The organism is Catenulispora pinistramenti (assembly GCF_018274385.1).
Lineage (GTDB): Bacteria > Actinomycetota > Actinomycetes > Streptomycetales > Catenulisporaceae > Catenulispora > Catenulispora pinistramenti.
In genome coordinates this window covers 12984-28697 of record NZ_JAAFYZ010000046.1, presented here as the reverse complement: position 1 = coordinate 28697, position 15714 = coordinate 12984, and the positions used below count along the sequence as shown (strand labels likewise).

At 67.9% G+C, this 15714-nt stretch carries 16 protein-coding genes; 13 read left to right on the top strand and 3 right to left on the bottom strand.

Translation table 11 applies throughout. The annotated features are described in order from the left end of the window. Positions 1-121: 121 nt before the first annotated feature. From KGQ19_RS15725 to KGQ19_RS15695, 7 genes are all read left to right on the top strand, one after another. Positions 122-886, top strand: coding sequence for a TetR/AcrR family transcriptional regulator (locus tag KGQ19_RS15725; RefSeq protein WP_212009896.1), 765 nt, complete (start codon positions 122-124; stop codon positions 884-886). Between the two features lie 308 nt (positions 887-1194). Then, on the top strand, positions 1195-1950 hold the full coding sequence (locus KGQ19_RS15720) for a maleate cis-trans isomerase family protein (protein ID WP_212009894.1): 756 nt from the start codon (positions 1195-1197) through the stop codon (positions 1948-1950). A 35-nt stretch (positions 1951-1985) separates the two neighbouring features. Further along, positions 1986-2645: a VOC family protein gene (locus KGQ19_RS15715; RefSeq protein WP_212009892.1), complete on the top strand. Its 660-nt coding sequence runs from the start codon at positions 1986-1988 to the stop codon at positions 2643-2645. Further along, positions 2642-2887, top strand: a complete 246-nt coding sequence (locus tag KGQ19_RS15710; protein ID WP_212009891.1) for a hypothetical protein — start codon at positions 2642-2644, stop codon at positions 2885-2887. The genes KGQ19_RS15715 and KGQ19_RS15710 overlap by 4 nt, the downstream gene beginning before the upstream one ends. Next, positions 2884-4128, top strand: a complete 1245-nt coding sequence (locus tag KGQ19_RS15705) for an alpha/beta fold hydrolase (RefSeq protein WP_212009890.1) — start codon at positions 2884-2886, stop codon at positions 4126-4128. The genes KGQ19_RS15710 and KGQ19_RS15705 overlap by 4 nt, the downstream gene beginning before the upstream one ends. Before the next feature lie 48 nt (positions 4129-4176). Next, a complete protein-coding gene (locus KGQ19_RS15700) occupies positions 4177-4890 on the top strand; it encodes a TetR/AcrR family transcriptional regulator (protein WP_212009889.1) in 714 nt (237 codons plus the stop codon). Then, entirely contained in the window at positions 4887-5294 is a 408-nt protein-coding gene (locus tag KGQ19_RS15695; protein WP_212009887.1) for a nuclear transport factor 2 family protein, read from the top strand. The genes KGQ19_RS15700 and KGQ19_RS15695 overlap by 4 nt, the downstream gene beginning before the upstream one ends. A gap of 221 nt (positions 5295-5515) precedes the next feature. On the opposite strand, the gene KGQ19_RS15690 is transcribed toward KGQ19_RS15695, so the two are convergent. After that, on the bottom strand, positions 5516-6985 hold the full coding sequence (locus tag KGQ19_RS15690) for a benzaldehyde dehydrogenase (protein WP_212009885.1): 1470 nt from the start codon (positions 6983-6985) through the stop codon (positions 5516-5518). Positions 6986-7316: 331 nt separating this feature from the next. Between KGQ19_RS15690 and KGQ19_RS15685 the strand changes: the two genes are divergently transcribed. The 5 genes from KGQ19_RS15685 to KGQ19_RS15665 all read left to right on the top strand — a co-directional run bounded on the left by KGQ19_RS15685 (position 7317) and on the right by KGQ19_RS15665 (position 11818). Beyond that, positions 7317-7754, top strand: coding sequence for a nuclear transport factor 2 family protein (locus KGQ19_RS15685; protein ID WP_212009883.1), 438 nt, complete (start codon positions 7317-7319; stop codon positions 7752-7754). 72 nt (positions 7755-7826) lie between these two features. Beyond that, complete coding sequence (locus KGQ19_RS15680; protein ID WP_212009881.1) at positions 7827-8540, top strand: SDR family NAD(P)-dependent oxidoreductase; 714 nt, start codon at positions 7827-7829, stop codon at positions 8538-8540. A gap of 25 nt (positions 8541-8565) precedes the next feature. Continuing rightward, entirely contained in the window at positions 8566-10299 is a 1734-nt protein-coding gene (locus KGQ19_RS15675) for an amidohydrolase (protein WP_212009879.1), read from the top strand. Next, on the top strand, positions 10296-11243 hold the full coding sequence (locus KGQ19_RS15670) for an amidohydrolase family protein (RefSeq protein WP_212009877.1): 948 nt from the start codon (positions 10296-10298) through the stop codon (positions 11241-11243). The genes KGQ19_RS15675 and KGQ19_RS15670 overlap by 4 nt, the downstream gene beginning before the upstream one ends. Beyond that, on the top strand, positions 11240-11818 hold the full coding sequence (locus tag KGQ19_RS15665; RefSeq protein ID WP_212009876.1) for a YceI family protein: 579 nt from the start codon (positions 11240-11242) through the stop codon (positions 11816-11818). The genes KGQ19_RS15670 and KGQ19_RS15665 overlap by 4 nt, the downstream gene beginning before the upstream one ends. A gap of 49 nt (positions 11819-11867) precedes the next feature. Here the strand turns inward: KGQ19_RS15665 and KGQ19_RS15660 are convergent, their stop codons facing one another. Further along, the gene (locus KGQ19_RS15660) at positions 11868-12098 is read right to left on the bottom strand and encodes a histidine kinase (protein WP_212009875.1); all 231 of its coding nucleotides are present in this window, start codon (positions 12096-12098) and stop codon (positions 11868-11870) included. A gap of 268 nt (positions 12099-12366) precedes the next feature. Here KGQ19_RS15660 and KGQ19_RS15655 point away from each other — a divergent pair, with 268 nt between their 5' ends. Further along, complete coding sequence (locus KGQ19_RS15655) at positions 12367-12795, top strand: Hsp20/alpha crystallin family protein (protein ID WP_212009874.1); 429 nt, start codon at positions 12367-12369, stop codon at positions 12793-12795. Between the two features lie 140 nt (positions 12796-12935). On the opposite strand, the gene mgtA is transcribed toward KGQ19_RS15655, so the two are convergent. Beyond that, positions 12936-15590, bottom strand: coding sequence for a magnesium-translocating P-type ATPase (gene mgtA, locus KGQ19_RS15650; RefSeq protein ID WP_212009873.1), 2655 nt, complete (start codon positions 15588-15590; stop codon positions 12936-12938). Positions 15591-15714: the final 124 nt, after the last annotated feature.

Below are 15714 nucleotides of genomic sequence, written 5' to 3'. Positions count from 1 at the left end.
CCCGGTCTACCGCTGGCGTCGAATATTCGACGCCAAAGTCACAAGCGGCCTGGCTCCGGCCGGATTCGTCACGGGAGTGGAGTTATCGACATCTCGGGCCGGATGCGGCTATCATCCAGGCATGGCAGCGAAGTCGCCCGCGAAGAGCACCGCCACGACGGCCAAGGAGTCGGCCCCGACAGGGCAGGACACCGGGCGCCGCAGCACCGCGCGGCGCAGCTTGGTGACGCGCGACGTCCTGGAGAAGGCGACGCTGCTGTTCGCGGAGAAGGGCTACGAGACCACTACCCTTCAGGACATCGCCGCCGCGGTGGGGGTCTCCCGCACGGCGCTCTACCACTACGTGACCAGCAAGGAAGAACTGCTCGCCATGCTGGTGGAGCAGATGAGCGTAGCCCTCGCCGACACGTTGGCCGCCCTCAGAGCCCGGGAGGACCTCACTCCCGAGGGCAAGCTGCGCGAGCTGACCGACATGCTGGTCAGGCAGCGGGCGGAATCGCCTCAACAGTTCCGCGTTCACGACCAGACGGAGTCGGCGCTGCCCGAGCCGATGCGCTCCAAGCATCGCCAGGCGCGCCGCGACGTGCTCAGCGCGCTCTCGGCCGTGATCGAAGAGGGTATCGACAGGGGAGAGTTCAAGCCGCTCGACCCCAATGTCGCGGCCTTCAGCGTGCTCGGGATGTGTAACTGGGTCGCATGGTGGTACCACTCGGGCCCGGATTACGACATCGACGCTGTGGCCCGGCAGATCAGCCAGTCCGCGATCGACATGATGGCCGCTGACGACGCGACCCGGGCCCCGGCGGACTCGGCCAAGGCCGCTTTGGCCACGGCCCGTTCGAGTCTGGACGCTTTGGAGCGGCTGCTGCCGACGGACGGCGCCTGAGGCCCCTTCGTGGGCTCGTTTCATCTCCGGTGCTGACCGGACAAGTTCTCCAGCGCTGCGCTCAGCGTGCCGATGCGGGCGGGCGCTGCGCTATGCGCGTCGGGCGCTCGGCGTGCCGCCGACGGAGCTTCACCTCTGCCTGATCCAAGGCGGCCCGGTTCAAAGCCGGGCTCCTTGTCATGCCCTCTGACGTGCCAGATCTTCGGGTTCTTCGCGAACTGCCGCATCGACTTCGGGCGACCTCGCGCTTGACTTCCTGACGTGTGTGTCGAAAAATAGTCATGAAAGTCAATCGATGGGAGCGGTAGATGCCTGGACCGATCAAGGTCGGACTCGTTGTGCCGAGCTCTAACGTGACGGTCGAGACGGAGATGCCGCGGATCCTGCGTCGCCACCCGGAGGCGAGCTTCTCCTTCCACGCCAGTCGGATGCGGATGCACACCGTGTCGCCCGAACAGCTAAGGGCCATGAACGCCCAGCGTGAGCGCTGCATCCTCGAACTCGGCGACGCCGGAGTCGACGCTGTGCTCTACGCCTGCCTGGTCGCGCTGACGGCCGGCGGTCCCGGCGAGCACCGGCGCGTCGAGTCGGCGGTGGCGGAGCAACTGGCCGCCGGCGGCTCCGACGCCGCGGTGCTCTCCAGCGCCGGCGCCTTGTGCGAAGGACTGCGGGCGCTCAAGGCGCAGCGGATCGCATTGGTCACCCCTTATATGCGACCTCTGGCTCAGCAGGTCGTGGACTATCTGGAAGCGGAAGGCTTCGAGGTCACGGATTGGCGCGCCCTGGAGGTCGACGACAACCTGCGGGTCGGCCGCATCCCGGCAGACCTGGTGATGAAGGCCGCCCGCGACCTCGATCTGGAGGGGGTCGATGCACTGGTCATCTCGGCATGCGTGCAGATGCCCTCGCTCGACCTCGTCCAGCCCGCGGAAGACGAGTTCGAGATCCCTGTGGTCTCCGCCGCGACCACAGGCGCGTACACCCTGCTCCGCAAGCTCGGGCTGCGCGTCGACATCCCCGGGGCCGGGAGCCTGCTCCGGGCGGACGCCCGGTCGAGCACGTGAGGCTCCCGAATCCCAGCGACCCTAGGAGGTCCGCCATGAGCAAGCCCGAGCACCGGGTCAAAGGCGTCGATCACGCGGCCTTCCCCACCTTCGACCCCGTGGGGACCGTGCGCTTCTACCGCGATGTCCTGAAATTCCCTGTCGTCCACTCGATCTGCGCCGCGGGCTGGGGCCCGGAGCGGCATCCGGACTTCATCCACTTCTTCTTCGACATCGGTAACGGGGACCGCATCGCCTTCTTCTACTATTTCGGCTTCCAGCCCCCCGGCGGTGCCGGCGGCACCGGCGACGCCTACGCCACGTTCACCGACGACGTGCCCCAGTTCTTCATCAACTCCCGCCATCTGGCGATCCACGTCGACGACGAGCAGGATCTCCTGGAGTACCGCCGGCGGCTCGACGAGTCCCACTGGCCGGTGGAGATGCAGGTCATGCACGAGACGATCGAGTCCGTCTACACCCACGATCCCAACGGCTACCTGGTCGAGATCACTCGCTCACTGCGGCCTGTCACCCCGCAAGAAGACCTCGACGCCGCGCTGACCGTGGAGGCGCTGGTCGATGTGGCGTCCGGACCCGAGCCCAGCATGGACAAGCTCCTCGCCCGCAAGGCCGAACTGATCGTGCAGCGTGCCACGGGATGGGAGCAGGAGCAGGAACGGGCCGGCGGCGCGAAGGAGATGACCCGGCCATGAGTACCCTGTTCGTCCTCGACGTCCCGGAGAACGTCACGATTCCCCAGGTCGCCGCCCAGGACCCGGCTGTCGCCGTGGACCGGATCGGCCCGTACTTCCGGATCGCCTCGCCTACCGCGATCGTGATCGACCGCCGTGCTACAGGATGCCGCCACGCGGTGTGGTACAGCGCCATCGCAGGGCTCATCGACTCCCGCGTCACCCAGCATGACAAGGACGCACTGCGGGTGGAGGACCGATGAGTTCTTCCGTCCGCTTGGGAGCGGGTCGCTACATAGACGCGCGAGAGATCCCGGAGTCGACTGTTTCCACGCTGCACGAACTCAGCACCTCCGACGGGGCGAAGGTCACCGGAGTGCTGCGCACACCGCCTGGTGCGCGCACCGTGGTCACCCTCATCCACCCGCGCCAGGACTTCACTCACCACGTGCTGGTGTCTGAACTCCTGGCGCGGGGGACCGCGGTGTGGACCCAGGGGACCCGCTCGGTCAACAACGACCTCAACCTCCTTCACGAGCAGGCAGTGCTCGACATGGCCGCGGGCCAGGTGTTCCTCCGGGAGCGAGGCTTCGCCCACGTGGTCACGCTGGGGCACTCCGGAGGCGGAACACTCGCCGCTCTCTACCATCAGCAGGCCGGCCTTGCCCCGGCGGGCCGTATCACCCGGAGTCCAGCGGGTCGGCCCGTCGATCTGGCCGGCGCCGAGTTGCCCGTCCCCGACGCCGCCGTGTTCGTGGCACCGCACGTGGGCCAGGGGCGACTCCTGGAGCGTCTCATCGACCCTTCGGTCCGCGACGAGAGGGATCCGCTGTCTGTCGACCCTGAGCTGGACCCGTACTCTCCCGCCAACGGCTTCGCTGACGCCCCGGTCAGTTCCGCCTATGAGCCCGAGTTCGTCAGGCGTTACCGCGCCGCACAGCGTGCGCGGATTGATCGCATCGATGCTCAAGCCCGCGAGATGGTGGCCGAGACCGACGCCGCGCGTATCCGGTTCAAGCGAACCGGCAGTGATGGGGATCGAAGGCGGGTACTGGCGCCGCGGATTGTGACGGTGTACCGCACCGACGCAGACCTGCGCAGCGTCGACCTGTCGCTGGATCCGAACGAACGGCCGTACGGGTCGTTGTTCGGGCGCCGGCCCGACCTCACCAACTACGGCCTTGTCGGCTTCGGACGGCTGTCCACTCCGCAAGCCTGGTTGTCCACATGGTCTGCTTCATCTACCAACGCAGACTTCTTACGCTGCGCCCCCGGTGTCACGGTACCCACACTGCTTGTCGAGCTCAGCGGCGACCAGGCCGGCTTCCCGCAGGACGCCCTGGCCATGATGGCGAGCTTCGGGGCGGCCGACACCGTGCACCGACAGGTGCGGGGTCTGCACTTCGGCGGGCCCATCGCACCCGGTGAGCCGTCCGGAAGCAGCCTGGCCGCGGACGTCATCGGCAGTTGGATGAGCGAACGCTTCCCTTTGGCGGCGGGATGATCCGGTACCGCACCATCCGCCGCCGTACTTCTCCGTCGACTGACGAGCATGGGTAGCCAGCCGCTCGCTCCTGGCCGCAGTGCTTCACAACGTGCCCTCCTCACCCGCGAGATTCTCGCCAGAGCGACAGAGCTCTTCGGCGCCCAGGGCTACGAGAAGACGACCCTGAACGACATCGCGGCGGCGGTCGGCATCTCGCGCTCGGCGCTCTACCACTACATCGCCAGCAAGGAGCAACTCCTAGTCATGCTGATGGACGAGCTGAGCCGTTCCCTCGACGAGGCCGTGGCCGCGATGCGCAACACCGCGCACACCCCCGAGGACAAGCTCCGTATCTTCGTCGCGGAGCTGGTCAGACATCGCGCCGAGCATCCCGATCCGTTCCGCCTGATCAACCAGTCCGACTCCACGCTCCCCGATTCCGTGCGGGCTCAGCACCTTCGAGCGCGGAAAACCGTGCTCACCGAGCTCTCCGCGGTCATCGAGGAGGGCATCGGCGCCGGCGTCTTTCAGACCGACGACGTGCGCATCGCCGCCCTGACCGTCGTGGGCATGTGCAACTGGGTCGCCTGGTGGTTCACGGCCGGAAAGGAACGCGGCGCCGAGGAGATCGCGAACCAGGTCTCCCAGGCCGCGGTCGACATGCTGCGCGGGCGCGGCCGGACGCCGGAGGCCTGGCCGGACGCTGGTGCTGCTTTCGATTCGCTGCGTCTGAGCCTGGACATCATCGAGCGATCACTGAAGGTGAAGGAGGCCTCATGACGGACGACACAGCGCTGCTCGGTTTCGTGTCGGATCTAGAGGGACAACGAGCCGCGCTGCTGGTCTCCAAGGACATGGCGGGCCTGGCCGGGCAGTTGTCAGAGCAGCTGTACTACGCCCACTCGACGGGGCTGGTCGACGATAAGAGTTCGTTCCTGGACAAGGTCCAAAGGGGAGTATTCGACTTCCGGTCGGTTCGGCCCCGGGTGCGGTCGGCTGTCCGGCTTGGGGAGGATGCCGTGCAGGCCGCCGGTCTGCTCGATCTTCAGGTCAGGGTCGAGGGCATCGATCGCCGCGTCAGAGCGGTCTATCTCGCGGTCTGGCGTCGAGAGGGCAGCGCCTGGAGGCTGACCGGCTTCCAGGCGGCCGGCGCCCCCGCCGATACCACCGAGGACCAGGCCTGAGACGCCCGGCTCAGTGCCGGATCCAGGCCTGGCGGCATTCCACATATCGAAGGGATACAACAATGGAGAACTCGCCGGCGGCGGGACCATCGCGGCGCAGTAGTCCGTCGACGACCCGGGAGTCGTGCGGCCCATAGGAAGACCGGTCGCCGGTCGCCGGTCACGGTACCGGACCGGAGACCGATACCGTGACCGGCGCGTCGGGCGCGGGCCGGGGCCGCTCAGAAGGGGTACTCGGGGACCTCGGTGCGGGTGGTGACCCACTGCCATTCGGAGAACTGGTCGGCATTGGTCAGAGTGCTGTGGTTGAACCCGTTGCCGGAGTCCCCGGTGCCGCCGATCGGGCCGTACACCTCGTGGATGAGGGTCTGGTCGTTGATGTGGACGATCCCGGCGTGGATCCCGTCGGCGACCCGCTGGGCGCGCGCCAGATCCTTGCCCACGACCGCCGCCACCAGGCCGTAGCCGGTCTGGTTGGCGAGGGCGATCGCCTCCTCGTCGGTGCTGAAGGTGGTGATCGGCGCGATCGGGCCGAAGATCTCCTCGTCGAACGCCGCCATGCCGGGGCGGACTGCGCCCAGCACGGTCGGCTCGAAGAACAGGCCGTCGCGGGACCCGCCGGCCAGCAGCTTCGCCCCCTTGGCCAGCGAGTCGGTGAGGATCTTCTCGGCGCGTTCGGCCTGCCGCTCGTTGACCATCGGTCCGAGTTGTACGTCGCTGGTGTAGGGGTCGCCGACGGTGAGCTTCTCGACGTGGCGGACCAGGGCGTCCGTGTAGGTCTCGGCGATCCGCTCGTGGACCAGGTGCCGACCCGCCGTGAGGCAGATCTGCCCCTGGTGGAAGTAGGAGCCGAACGCTCCGGCGCTCACCGCCCGCTCGATGTCGGCGTCGTCGAGCACGACGTAGGGGTTGTTGCCGCCCAACTCCAGCGACACCCGCTTGAGCAGGCTGCCGGCCACGGCGCCGACCTCGCGACCGGCCCGCGTCGACCCGGTGAAGCTGACCATGTCCACGGCCGGGTCCTTGACCAGGGCCTGCCCGGTCTCGATCGCGCCGGGCAACACGTGCAGCAGCCCGGCGGGCAGCCCGGCCTCCTGGAACAGCCGGGCGTACAGGACGCCGCCGGCCACCGGAGACTGCACGTCCGGCTTCAGCAAGACGGCGTTGCCCATCGCCAGCGCGGGCCCGACGGCCCGGGCCGCCAGCAGCAGCGGCGAGTTCCAGGGGGTGATGATGCCGACCACCCCGACGGGGACCCGGCGGGCCACGCTCAACCGCCCGACCTCCGCGCTCGCCGCCTGGATTCCGGTCGGTGCGCTGCCCAGAGCCGCGGCCTCCAGGATCTCGCGGACGGTCATCCGCACCTCCCACTCGGCCTTCGCCCGGATCGTCCCGGTCTCCCGGATCATCTGGTCCACGACCGGGGCGGCGTGCTCGGCCAGCAGCTCCGAGAACCGCCGCAGTATGTCGCCGCGGATCGGCCCCGGAACCTTCGCCCACTGGGCCTGCGCGTGGTGTGCGGACGCCGCGGCGCGGGCCACGTCCTCGGCGGAGGCGATGCCCGTCTGGGCGAGGACCTTGCCGGTGGCCTTCTCAAGGACATCGGCGGTTCCGAGCCCGGGTTCGACCCAGGCACCTGTGTAGATCTTGCCGTTCCACTCCTGCGCAGACGCGAACGGGCTGTCAAGCATGGCGATCTCCCCAATTCCTCTTCGCCCCCCGCGATGTCCACCGGTCCGGGCCGGTTCGCCGAGACGATCTACCTTCCACGATGGACTGGCCGGTTCGGAAAGTCAACGTAGACGTCAAATTTTCAACGTAGACGACACGCCTTCTCCCGGAACATGGCTGCGACCGGCGACGATGTCCATCGCCGCAGCGAGCGAGCCCCCCTCCCCGGTGTCGCGACGATCGTAGACGTCAGCGTCGAATCTTCGACGTTCATGCTTGACAGCGGTTCGGCCCGGCCGCATGCTGGTGGCGTCAGCATTGTGTGGAGGAGCCCATGAAAGAGGTAGCAAGATGACTATCACCAGCGGGACGATGACCGACGAGCAGCGGGTTTCGGTGGCGAAAGACTTCCTTCTGCGGCTCGATACCGGCGGGGACGCGCTGGAGCTCTTTGACGAAGACGCCTCGTACTACTTCCCCAAGCGCGGCATCATGCGAGGCAAGAAAGAGATCTCCGAATTCTTTCCACAGCTCGGCGCGATGATCGGGAAGATCGAGCATGATTCCGCCTACTTCAACGTCGTTGTGCAGGGCGATCTGGTCGTCTTGGAGGGAACGAGCAGTGGCGTGACTTCTGACGGAGTCGAATGGCGCGCCGGCCAGACTTCTGCCGGAGCTTGGTGTGACGTCTTCGAGATTCGCGACTTCAGGATTCACCGGCTCCACACCTATCTCGATCCGGACTACGCCGGCGCGGACACCGAGCGCTACCCCTGGCTCCGCGCCTGACCCGCCACGACCGGATTGACCTGGGAAGATACGAACGGATGAGGGATGAACCCATATCGCAGAGTCGCTGTCGTGACCGGCGCGGCGCAGGGCTTCGGGCAGGCCGTCAGTATCGGCCTGGCCGGCCGTGGCGTGGATGTCGTCGCCGTGGACATATCGAAGGCGACTGAGACACTGGAGAAAGTCGAGGCAGCCGGCGTACGCGGCGTCGGCATCATTGCGGATGTCTCGGAACCGGATACGGCCACGCTCCTGGAAGGTGTCCTGCGCGAGGAGTTCGGGCGCTGCGACATTCTCGTCAACAACGCCGGTATATATCCGAACGCTGCTTTCGCCGACGTCGACTACGAGTTATGGCGCCGAGTGCACCGGATTAATCTGGACTCCCAGTTCTTGATGGCCAAAGCGGTGCTGCCGCTGATGACGGCCGGCGGCTGGGGCAGGATCGTCAACATCACATCTAATTCGATTGCCCTGCCCGCCCCCGGGCTCGCGCACTATATGTCGAGCAAAATGGGAGTCATCGGCTTCACCAGAGGGCTCGCCAACGATGTCGCCCAGCACGGGATCACCGTCAACGCGGTCGGCCCCACGGCATCCCTGACTCCCGGCGGCCGTGCGCACATCGACCCCGCTGTCATCGCCGAACTCTCCGGCGCCCAGGCCATCAAGCGGCCCGGGAGTTCAGCGGACATCGTCGGAACGGTGCTGTTCCTGGCCGGTGACGACAGCGGCTGGGTGACCGGTCAGACCGTCATGGCCGACGGCGGACTCGTCCGCCTGTAGAGACCCGAAGACAGGAGGCCGGCAAATGACTGACGCACATCCCGGAACATCGGACACCGCCGAAATCGATCTCATCGTCCATCACGCCAAGCTGGCGCCGACGCGTCAGGACGGTCCGCAGCTGACCGCGCTCGCGGTCAGCGGCGAGCACGTCGTGGCGGTCGGCGGCGACGAGGAGGTCCTGCGCGGCCGCCAGAGAACCACCCGCGTCATCGACGCCGGCGGCCGCCGCCTCATCCCCGGGCTGAACGACTCGCACCTGCACGCCATCCGCGGCGGGCTCTTCTACACCCTCGAACTGCGCTGGGACGGCGTCCGTACCCTCAAACGCGCACTCGAGATGATCGCCGAGCAGGCGAAGCGGACCCCGGACGGGCAATGGGTACGAGTGATCGGCGGCTGGTCGCCGTTCCAGTTCGCCGAACGCCGCATGCCCACCATCGCGGAGCTGAACGAGGCGGCGCCGAACACCCCGGTGTTCATTCTGTTCGCCTACAGCCGAGTCCTCCTCAACCACGCCGGCGCCGAAGCGATCGGTCAGGCGCCGGAGAACGGCGGCTACATCGCCGACGGTACGCCGGCCGCCTACGCATTGCTGGCGAAACTGCCGGCCCACACCTCCAAGGAGGAACGCCTGGTCTCGACCCGCTACTTCTGGCGCGAACTCAACAGATTCGGACTGACCAGCGTGGTCGACGCCGGTGCGAGCGGCGTCGCCTACCCCGACGACTACTCGGCGGTCGCGACCCTGGCCGGTCGGCCAGGTCTGGGCGTGCGGGTCTCGCACTTCCTGTTCGCCCAGAGCCCGGGTACTGAGAAGGCCTCCTGGGAGCATTGGGCGGCAGAGGAACAACGCGCTGTGAACCAGGCGTGGGACCGGCTCAACGGCTTCGTTCTGCGAGGCGCCGGGGAGATCCTGGTCTGGTCCGCCAGCGACTTCGAGGACTTCCGGGCCCCGCGGCCGGAGCTGCCGGAATCGGCGCTCGCAGAGCTGGAGGAGGTGACACGGGTCATCGCCGCCAGCCAGTGGCCGATCCGCGTGCACGCCACCTACGACGAGACGATCACGCGGATCCTCGACGTGTTCGAGCGGGTCTTCGCCGAGACCGGATACACGGCGCGCTGGGCGATCGATCACGCCGAGACCATCGGCGCTTCCAACATCGCGCGGATGAAGGCGCTGGGCGGGGGGATCGCGGTCCAGGACCGACTGGCGTTCGCCGGAGAGTACTTCCTGGAGCACCAGGGCCCGCAGGCCGCAGAGCATGTCCAACCTCTGCGACAGATCGTGGAGGCCGGGATCCCCCTGGGCGGCGGGACCGACGCGACGCGGGTTGCCGGCTACAACCCCTGGATATCGCTGTACTGGCTGGTCACCGGGAAGACGGTCGGTGGTGCGCAGATCGCCGCACCGGCCGGACGCCTGTCCCGATGGGAAGCGCTGCGGATCTACACCGCCGGCAGCGCCTGGTTCAGCGGCGAGGAGAACGTCAAGGGCCTCCTCGCCCCGGGACAGCTCGCCGACTTCGCCCTTCTGACCGACGACTACCTGGACCCGCGGGCCGTGCCCGACGAACAGATTCCCGCCATCGAATCAGTGCTCACCGTCACCGGCGGCGAAGTGGTGTACGCCGCGGCGCCCTTCCAGCGCTGGGCACCCGAACCGCTGCCGCCGGTCAGTCCTTCCTGGTCCCCGGTCGCGGAGTACGGCGGCTACCAACAGGGCGACGGCCCGCACCTGACAGGAGAGGCGGCATGAACCGCATCGACGTCCATCAGCACATCGTTCCACCGTTCTACGCACAGGCCATGCCGGCACACGGCGGGGATCCCTCCGGAAGCAGGACGCCTGACTGGACGGCGCGGCGGGCGATCGACTTCATGGACGCCCACGCCATCACCGCCGCGGTCCTCTCGGTCAGCACCCCCGGCGTGGCCGGATGGGACGGCGAAGACCGGCGCGCGATGGCCCGCCGGATCAACGAATACACCGCGAAGGTCGTCGCCGACCGGCCCGACCGCTTCGGGAACTTCGCAACGCTGCCGCTGCCGGACCTGGACGGCGCCCTCGCCGAACTCGACCACGCTCTGGATTCGCTGGACGCCGACGGCGTCGTGCTGCTGGCCGACTACGAGGGCCGCTACCTGGGCGACCCGGTGTTCCAGACGCTGTGGGCCGAACTGGACCGGCGTGCGGCCGTCGTGTTCATCCATCCCGGTGCCACTCCGCACCAACCTGTCCTCCCCGGGGTGGACGGCCTGGCGGGCCCGCTGGTCGACTTCCCGTTCGAGACGACGCGAACCGCCGTCCAGCTCGTGTTGAACGGCACCTTGGACCGGTACCCGAACGTGCGGGTCATCCTGTCCCACGCCGGGGGCTTCGTCCCGTACGCCGCCGAGCGGTTCGCCGGCCTGGCGCGGGTCTTCCGCCCGGAGGCACCCGATCCGGACCACGTCCTGGCCGCGTTCAAGCGCTTCTACTTCGACACCGCGTTGTCATCGGGTACGGCGATACCCAGCCTGAAGTCGTTCGCCGGAGCCGACCGCATCCTGTTCGGAACGGACTTCCCCTACGCCCGCGAAGACATCGCAGGGTTCTTCACCGATACTCTCGACGCCGATGACACCCTGACAATGTCGGAACGGTCCGCGGTCGCGGGGGAGAACGCGGCCAGGTTGTTCCCCCGGTGGGCCGCGTCGTGACCGCGGCGACCGGGTCCGGAACCGTGCGCGTCGTCAATCACCGGCTGGTGCCCGCAGCCGGCACCTATGACCTCGATCCGGCGCACACCTTCGTCGAGTTCAGCGCTCAACACTTGGTCATCGGCCACGTACGTGGCCGATTCTCCGAGGTGTCCGGCCGGATCGTCGTCGCCGAGGACGTGCTCGACTCCTCCGTCGAGGTGTCGATAGCGGCTCGAAGCATCGACACACACGTTCTCGAACGCGACACGGATTTGCGTTCTCCCAGATTCTTCGACGTCGACAGATTCGCCCGCATCTCATTCGCCGGCACCCAGATCGTGGAGTATCCCGATGCCCGCTGGGGTGTGAGGGGCGATCTGAGGGTCCGGGCCATCAGATGTCCGGTGGAACTCTCCACCCGGTTCACCGGCGCGACCGAGGCCGACGGTCAGGTCCGGATCGGCTTCGTGGCCCACGCCGCGGTCAGCCGCCGCGAGTTCGGGCTCGTGCAGGACCTCGTTCAGGAAACCGGGAGCCTTTCGGCAGGCCGTGACGTGCGGCTCCAGATCGCCGCCGAGGCCGTCCGCGTATGAGGTCCGGTTGGTGGCTGTCCGCCGATTCGCGTGGGACGACCTGTCATGCTCAAGCCCGGTGGCCGAATTTCCGGCCATCACAGGCCTGTACCCGATCGTGGACCTGGTCGCTGGACCCCAGGGCCAGCGCGCCGTGCAGGTGCAGGCTGGCCGCGAAAATGGAGTGGATCACTTCGTCGTTCAGGCCGCCGGCGATGCGTTCCCGCTCGGCGTCCACATCTGCATCGGCTTCCATGGCACTGGGCGTCGATGATTTCTCGGCCCGAACGCGGGAGGTCATGTGTGAGCCACCTTGCCATTGAGGCAGGCAGCACGGCGGAACCGGGACCGACGGGGTCCGGGCCTGACCGGGACTCGGCGGGGCTGCCCTTCTGTGAAGCATCTGATTTGATCCTAGGCGCACTGATTGCGCACTACAAGCAGCGAACGGCGCCGCGCAGGCATAGGTCCCGGATATGCCAGGACCTATGGCACTGCTCTGATATCCGTGCTCGGTGTTGTGTGGAGGGTGAGCAGAAGGCGGATACGTCTTCTGGATAGGAGTTCCCATGAGCGAGATCACTCGCCGCGCACAGTTCCCGGCCATGCCGGACCTGAGCGACCTGACCGATCCGCTGCAGCAGCTGTTCGGCATCCGACCGCAGTCGCCGTACGGCATCCGCATCGAGACCCACTACGAGACCGACGCCTACGTCGTCCGGGGCGAGATGCCCGGCCTGGACTCCGCGAAGGACTTCGAGGTCGTCGTGACCGACGGCATGCTCACCATGCATGCCGAGCGCAACGAGCAGCAGCAGGACCGCCAGCACTCGGAGTTCCGCTACGGCGCGTACAACCGCTCCGTGCGGCTCCCGGACAGTGCCAAGGCCGAGAAGGTCACCGCGACCTACGACGACGGCATCCTGACCGTCCGGGTTCCTCTGGACAAGCCGGTGAAGGCCGCCAGCCACAAGATCAAGGTCACAGCTGCCAAGTAGGCAAGTGGGACTGGGCATCTGTCGCGGGGATCCTGGTGATTCGTGCGACGGCAGGCCGACAGCGAACCGCCCCGCGCCTATCAGGCGCGGGGCGCTTCGCTGTGCCGCCGCGCTGGTACCCCGCTGTCACGTCTGCGAGGTCAGCGTTCGGCGGTGCTGAACCGCGCGGCGCGGCGTCGCAGGTGGCGAAGGTTGCGACGCGATTTGTCGGCGTGCGTCCTGGGCGCTGTGGTGGCCGCGGCGCGGTAGAAGATCTTCTTGCCGATCTCGATCAGGACCAGGTACCCGATGACCATGCCGGCCAGAGCTGCGAAGTACGCGGCCGGCAGCGGTTGGAAGCCGAGTGTGTGGGCCAGCGGGGTGGCGGGCAGGACCGCGCCGATGGCGACCACGGTCAGTGCCGCGAGGGTTAGCGGGAGGCTGGGGTGGCTGCGGAAGAAGGGGATGCGCCGGGTGCGGATCGCGAAGATCACCAGGGTCTGGGTGGCCAGCGACTCGACGAACCAGCCGGAGCGGAACTGGGCCGGGCCGGAGTGGAAGACCCAGAGCATGACGCCGAAGGTGATGAAGTCGAAGACGGAGCTGAGCGGCCCGAAGTAGATCATGAAGCGGCGGATGAAGCCGATGTCCCAGTGCGAGGGCTTGCGGAGTTGCTCCTCGTCGACGTTGTCGGTGGGGATGGCCAGCTGGCTGGTGTCGTACAGCAGGTTGTTGAGCAGGATCTGCGACGGCAGCATCGGCAGGAAGGACAGGAACAGCGACGCGCCCGCGGCCGAGGCCATGTTCCCGAAGTTGCTGGAGGTACCCATCAGCACGTACTTGATGGTGTTGGCGAAGATCCGCCGGCCCTCGGCGACGCCGTCGGCGAGCACGTCGAGGTCCTTCTCCAGCAGGATCACGTCGGCGGCGTCCTTGGCGACGTCGGTCGCCGAGTCGACGGAGATGCCGACGTCGGCGGCGTGCAGGGCGAGCGCGTCGTTGACGCCGTCGCCGAGGAACGCGACTCCGCCGCCGGTCAGCCGTTGGACGCGCACGATCCGGGCCTTGTCCTCGGGACTGACGCGGGCGAACACGGTGGTCGTCGCGATCGCCGCGGCGAGCCGGGTGTCGTCGAGCTTGTCGAGGTCGGTTCCGGTCAGCGCGTCGCCGCGGCCCAGTCCCAGGTCGTGGCAGACCTTCAGGGCGACGGCCGCGTTGTCGCCGGTGACGACCTTCACCGTGATGCCGAGGTCGGCCAGCCGGCGCAGGGCCTGGGCCGCGTCCTGTTTGGGCGGGTCCAGGAAGACGAGGAACCCGACGAGGATCAGCCCTCGTTCGTCATCGGGTGTCACCTGGCTCATTCCGCTGACGGGCCGGGTGGCCACCGCGACGACCCGGTTCCCGGCGGCGAACTCCGCGTCCAGGGCCTTGCGCGCCGCCTCCGGGACGTCGACGCACCGGTCCAGGACACTCTCCGGTGCTCCCTTGGTCACGATGGTCCTCTGTCCCGCGCCGTCCCGGACCAGGGTCGAGGCCATCCGGCGCTCGTGGTCGAAAGGCAGCGTCGCCAGGCGCGCGTAGTCGGCCAGCGCGGGGTGCAGAGTCTGTGCGGCCGGAGACTGCCAAAGGGCCTGGTCGAGTGGATTCCCGCCCACGGCGAGTCCGTCGGCCCCCGAGTTCTCCGTGCACAACAGCCCCCAGCGGAGCACGGCCTCTTGGCCTGCTGCTCCGTCGTCGCCGGGGTCCGCGGAAACGGCGTGCTCGTAGTCGATCCTCCCCGCGGTGAGGGTGCCGGTCTTGTCGGTGAACAGGACGTCGACGTCGCCGAGGTCCTCGATGCACACCAGGCGCTTGACCAGCACCTTGCGGCGGCTCATCCGCCGCGATCCGGCGGCCAGGGAGGTGGAGACGACCGCGGGCAGCAGTTGCGGGGTGATGCCGACCGCGATGGCCAGGGAGAACAGCAGCGCGTCGATGATCGGTTTGTGCAGGACCACGTTCATCACGAAGATCGTCGTGGTCAGCGCGCCCGCGACGTAGACCAGCAGCATCGAGAACTTCCGAAGTCCGACCTGGAACTCGGTGTCCAGGGGGTGCGTGTCCAGGCCCGCGGCGATCTTGCCGAACTCGGTGCGCGGCCCGGTGGCCACCACGAGCCCGGTGGCGCTCCCGGCGTGGACCACGGTGCCCATCAGCGCGCATCCTGACAGCTCCGCCAACGTGGTGCCCGCGGGAACCGGGTCGGTGTGCTTGTCGGTGGGCAGCGATTCACCGGTCAGGACCGACTCGTCGCACTCCAGGCCGGTGACGGCCAGCAGCCGCAGATCGGCCGGGACGATGTCGCCGAGCTTCAGCTCGACCAGATCACCGGGTACGAGCGCCGTGACGTCCACCGTGCCCGGCCGGCCGTCGCGGACGACCACTGTGGTGTGGTGGATCTGGGAGTGCAGCGCCTCGGCGGCCTTCTCGGCCCGGTACTCGTTGACGAAGCCGAGGCCGACCGACACGGCGACGATCACGCCGATGATGACGGCGTCGCTGCGCTCGCCGACCAGGAAGGACACGGCGGCGGCGGCTATCAGCAGCCCGAGCAGCGGTGAGCGCAGCTGGTGCCAGAGCACTGAGAGCATGCGGGCCTTGTGCGAGGCGACTGCGTTCGGTCCGTACTCAGCCTGTCGCCGGGCGACCTCTTCGCCCGGCAGACCTTGCTCGGCGGTCACGCCGAGCCCGCGCAGAACGTCCGCCGTGGGCAGGGAGGCAGCGGAGGCCGCTTCGTGGACGGAAGCGGCCGGCTGCGAGAGGGCGGCGGCCGTCATCCGCTGACGCTCGTCTGAGCGGCGTAAGAAGGACGATGGCCAGGTCGGGGGTGGGGGCCTGTCATGTGTCTCGCCGCCTCATAGAAGGTCGCGCGCGGCGGGAGAGCACGTGGTCTGGACAGGT

Bases quoted from the DNA above. Each gene is read 5' to 3' on its own strand.
- mgtA (WP_212009873.1), bottom strand. From the start codon at position 15,590: ATGACGGCCGCCGCCCTCTCGCAGCCGGCCGCTTCCGTCCACGAAGCG.
- KGQ19_RS15715 (WP_212009892.1), top strand. From the start codon at position 1,986: ATGAGCAAGCCCGAGCACCGGGTCAAAGGCGTCGATCACGCGGCCTTC.
- KGQ19_RS15685 (WP_212009883.1), top strand. From the start codon at position 7,317: ATGACTATCACCAGCGGGACGATGACCGACGAGCAGCGGGTTTCGGTG.
- KGQ19_RS15725 (WP_212009896.1), top strand. From the start codon at position 122: ATGGCAGCGAAGTCGCCCGCGAAGAGCACCGCCACGACGGCCAAGGAG.
- KGQ19_RS15670 (WP_212009877.1), top strand. From the start codon at position 10,296: ATGAACCGCATCGACGTCCATCAGCACATCGTTCCACCGTTCTACGCA.
- KGQ19_RS15705 (WP_212009890.1), top strand. From the start codon at position 2,884: ATGAGTTCTTCCGTCCGCTTGGGAGCGGGTCGCTACATAGACGCGCGA.
- KGQ19_RS15690 (WP_212009885.1), bottom strand. From the start codon at position 6,985: ATGCTTGACAGCCCGTTCGCGTCTGCGCAGGAGTGGAACGGCAAGATC.
- KGQ19_RS15655 (WP_212009874.1), top strand. From the start codon at position 12,367: ATGAGCGAGATCACTCGCCGCGCACAGTTCCCGGCCATGCCGGACCTG.
- KGQ19_RS15710 (WP_212009891.1), top strand. From the start codon at position 2,642: ATGAGTACCCTGTTCGTCCTCGACGTCCCGGAGAACGTCACGATTCCC.
- KGQ19_RS15720 (WP_212009894.1), top strand. From the start codon at position 1,195: ATGCCTGGACCGATCAAGGTCGGACTCGTTGTGCCGAGCTCTAACGTG.
- KGQ19_RS15660 (WP_212009875.1), bottom strand. From the start codon at position 12,098: ATGACCTCCCGCGTTCGGGCCGAGAAATCATCGACGCCCAGTGCCATG.
- KGQ19_RS15700 (WP_212009889.1), top strand. From the start codon at position 4,177: ATGGGTAGCCAGCCGCTCGCTCCTGGCCGCAGTGCTTCACAACGTGCC.
- KGQ19_RS15695 (WP_212009887.1), top strand. From the start codon at position 4,887: ATGACGGACGACACAGCGCTGCTCGGTTTCGTGTCGGATCTAGAGGGA.
- KGQ19_RS15675 (WP_212009879.1), top strand. From the start codon at position 8,566: ATGACTGACGCACATCCCGGAACATCGGACACCGCCGAAATCGATCTC.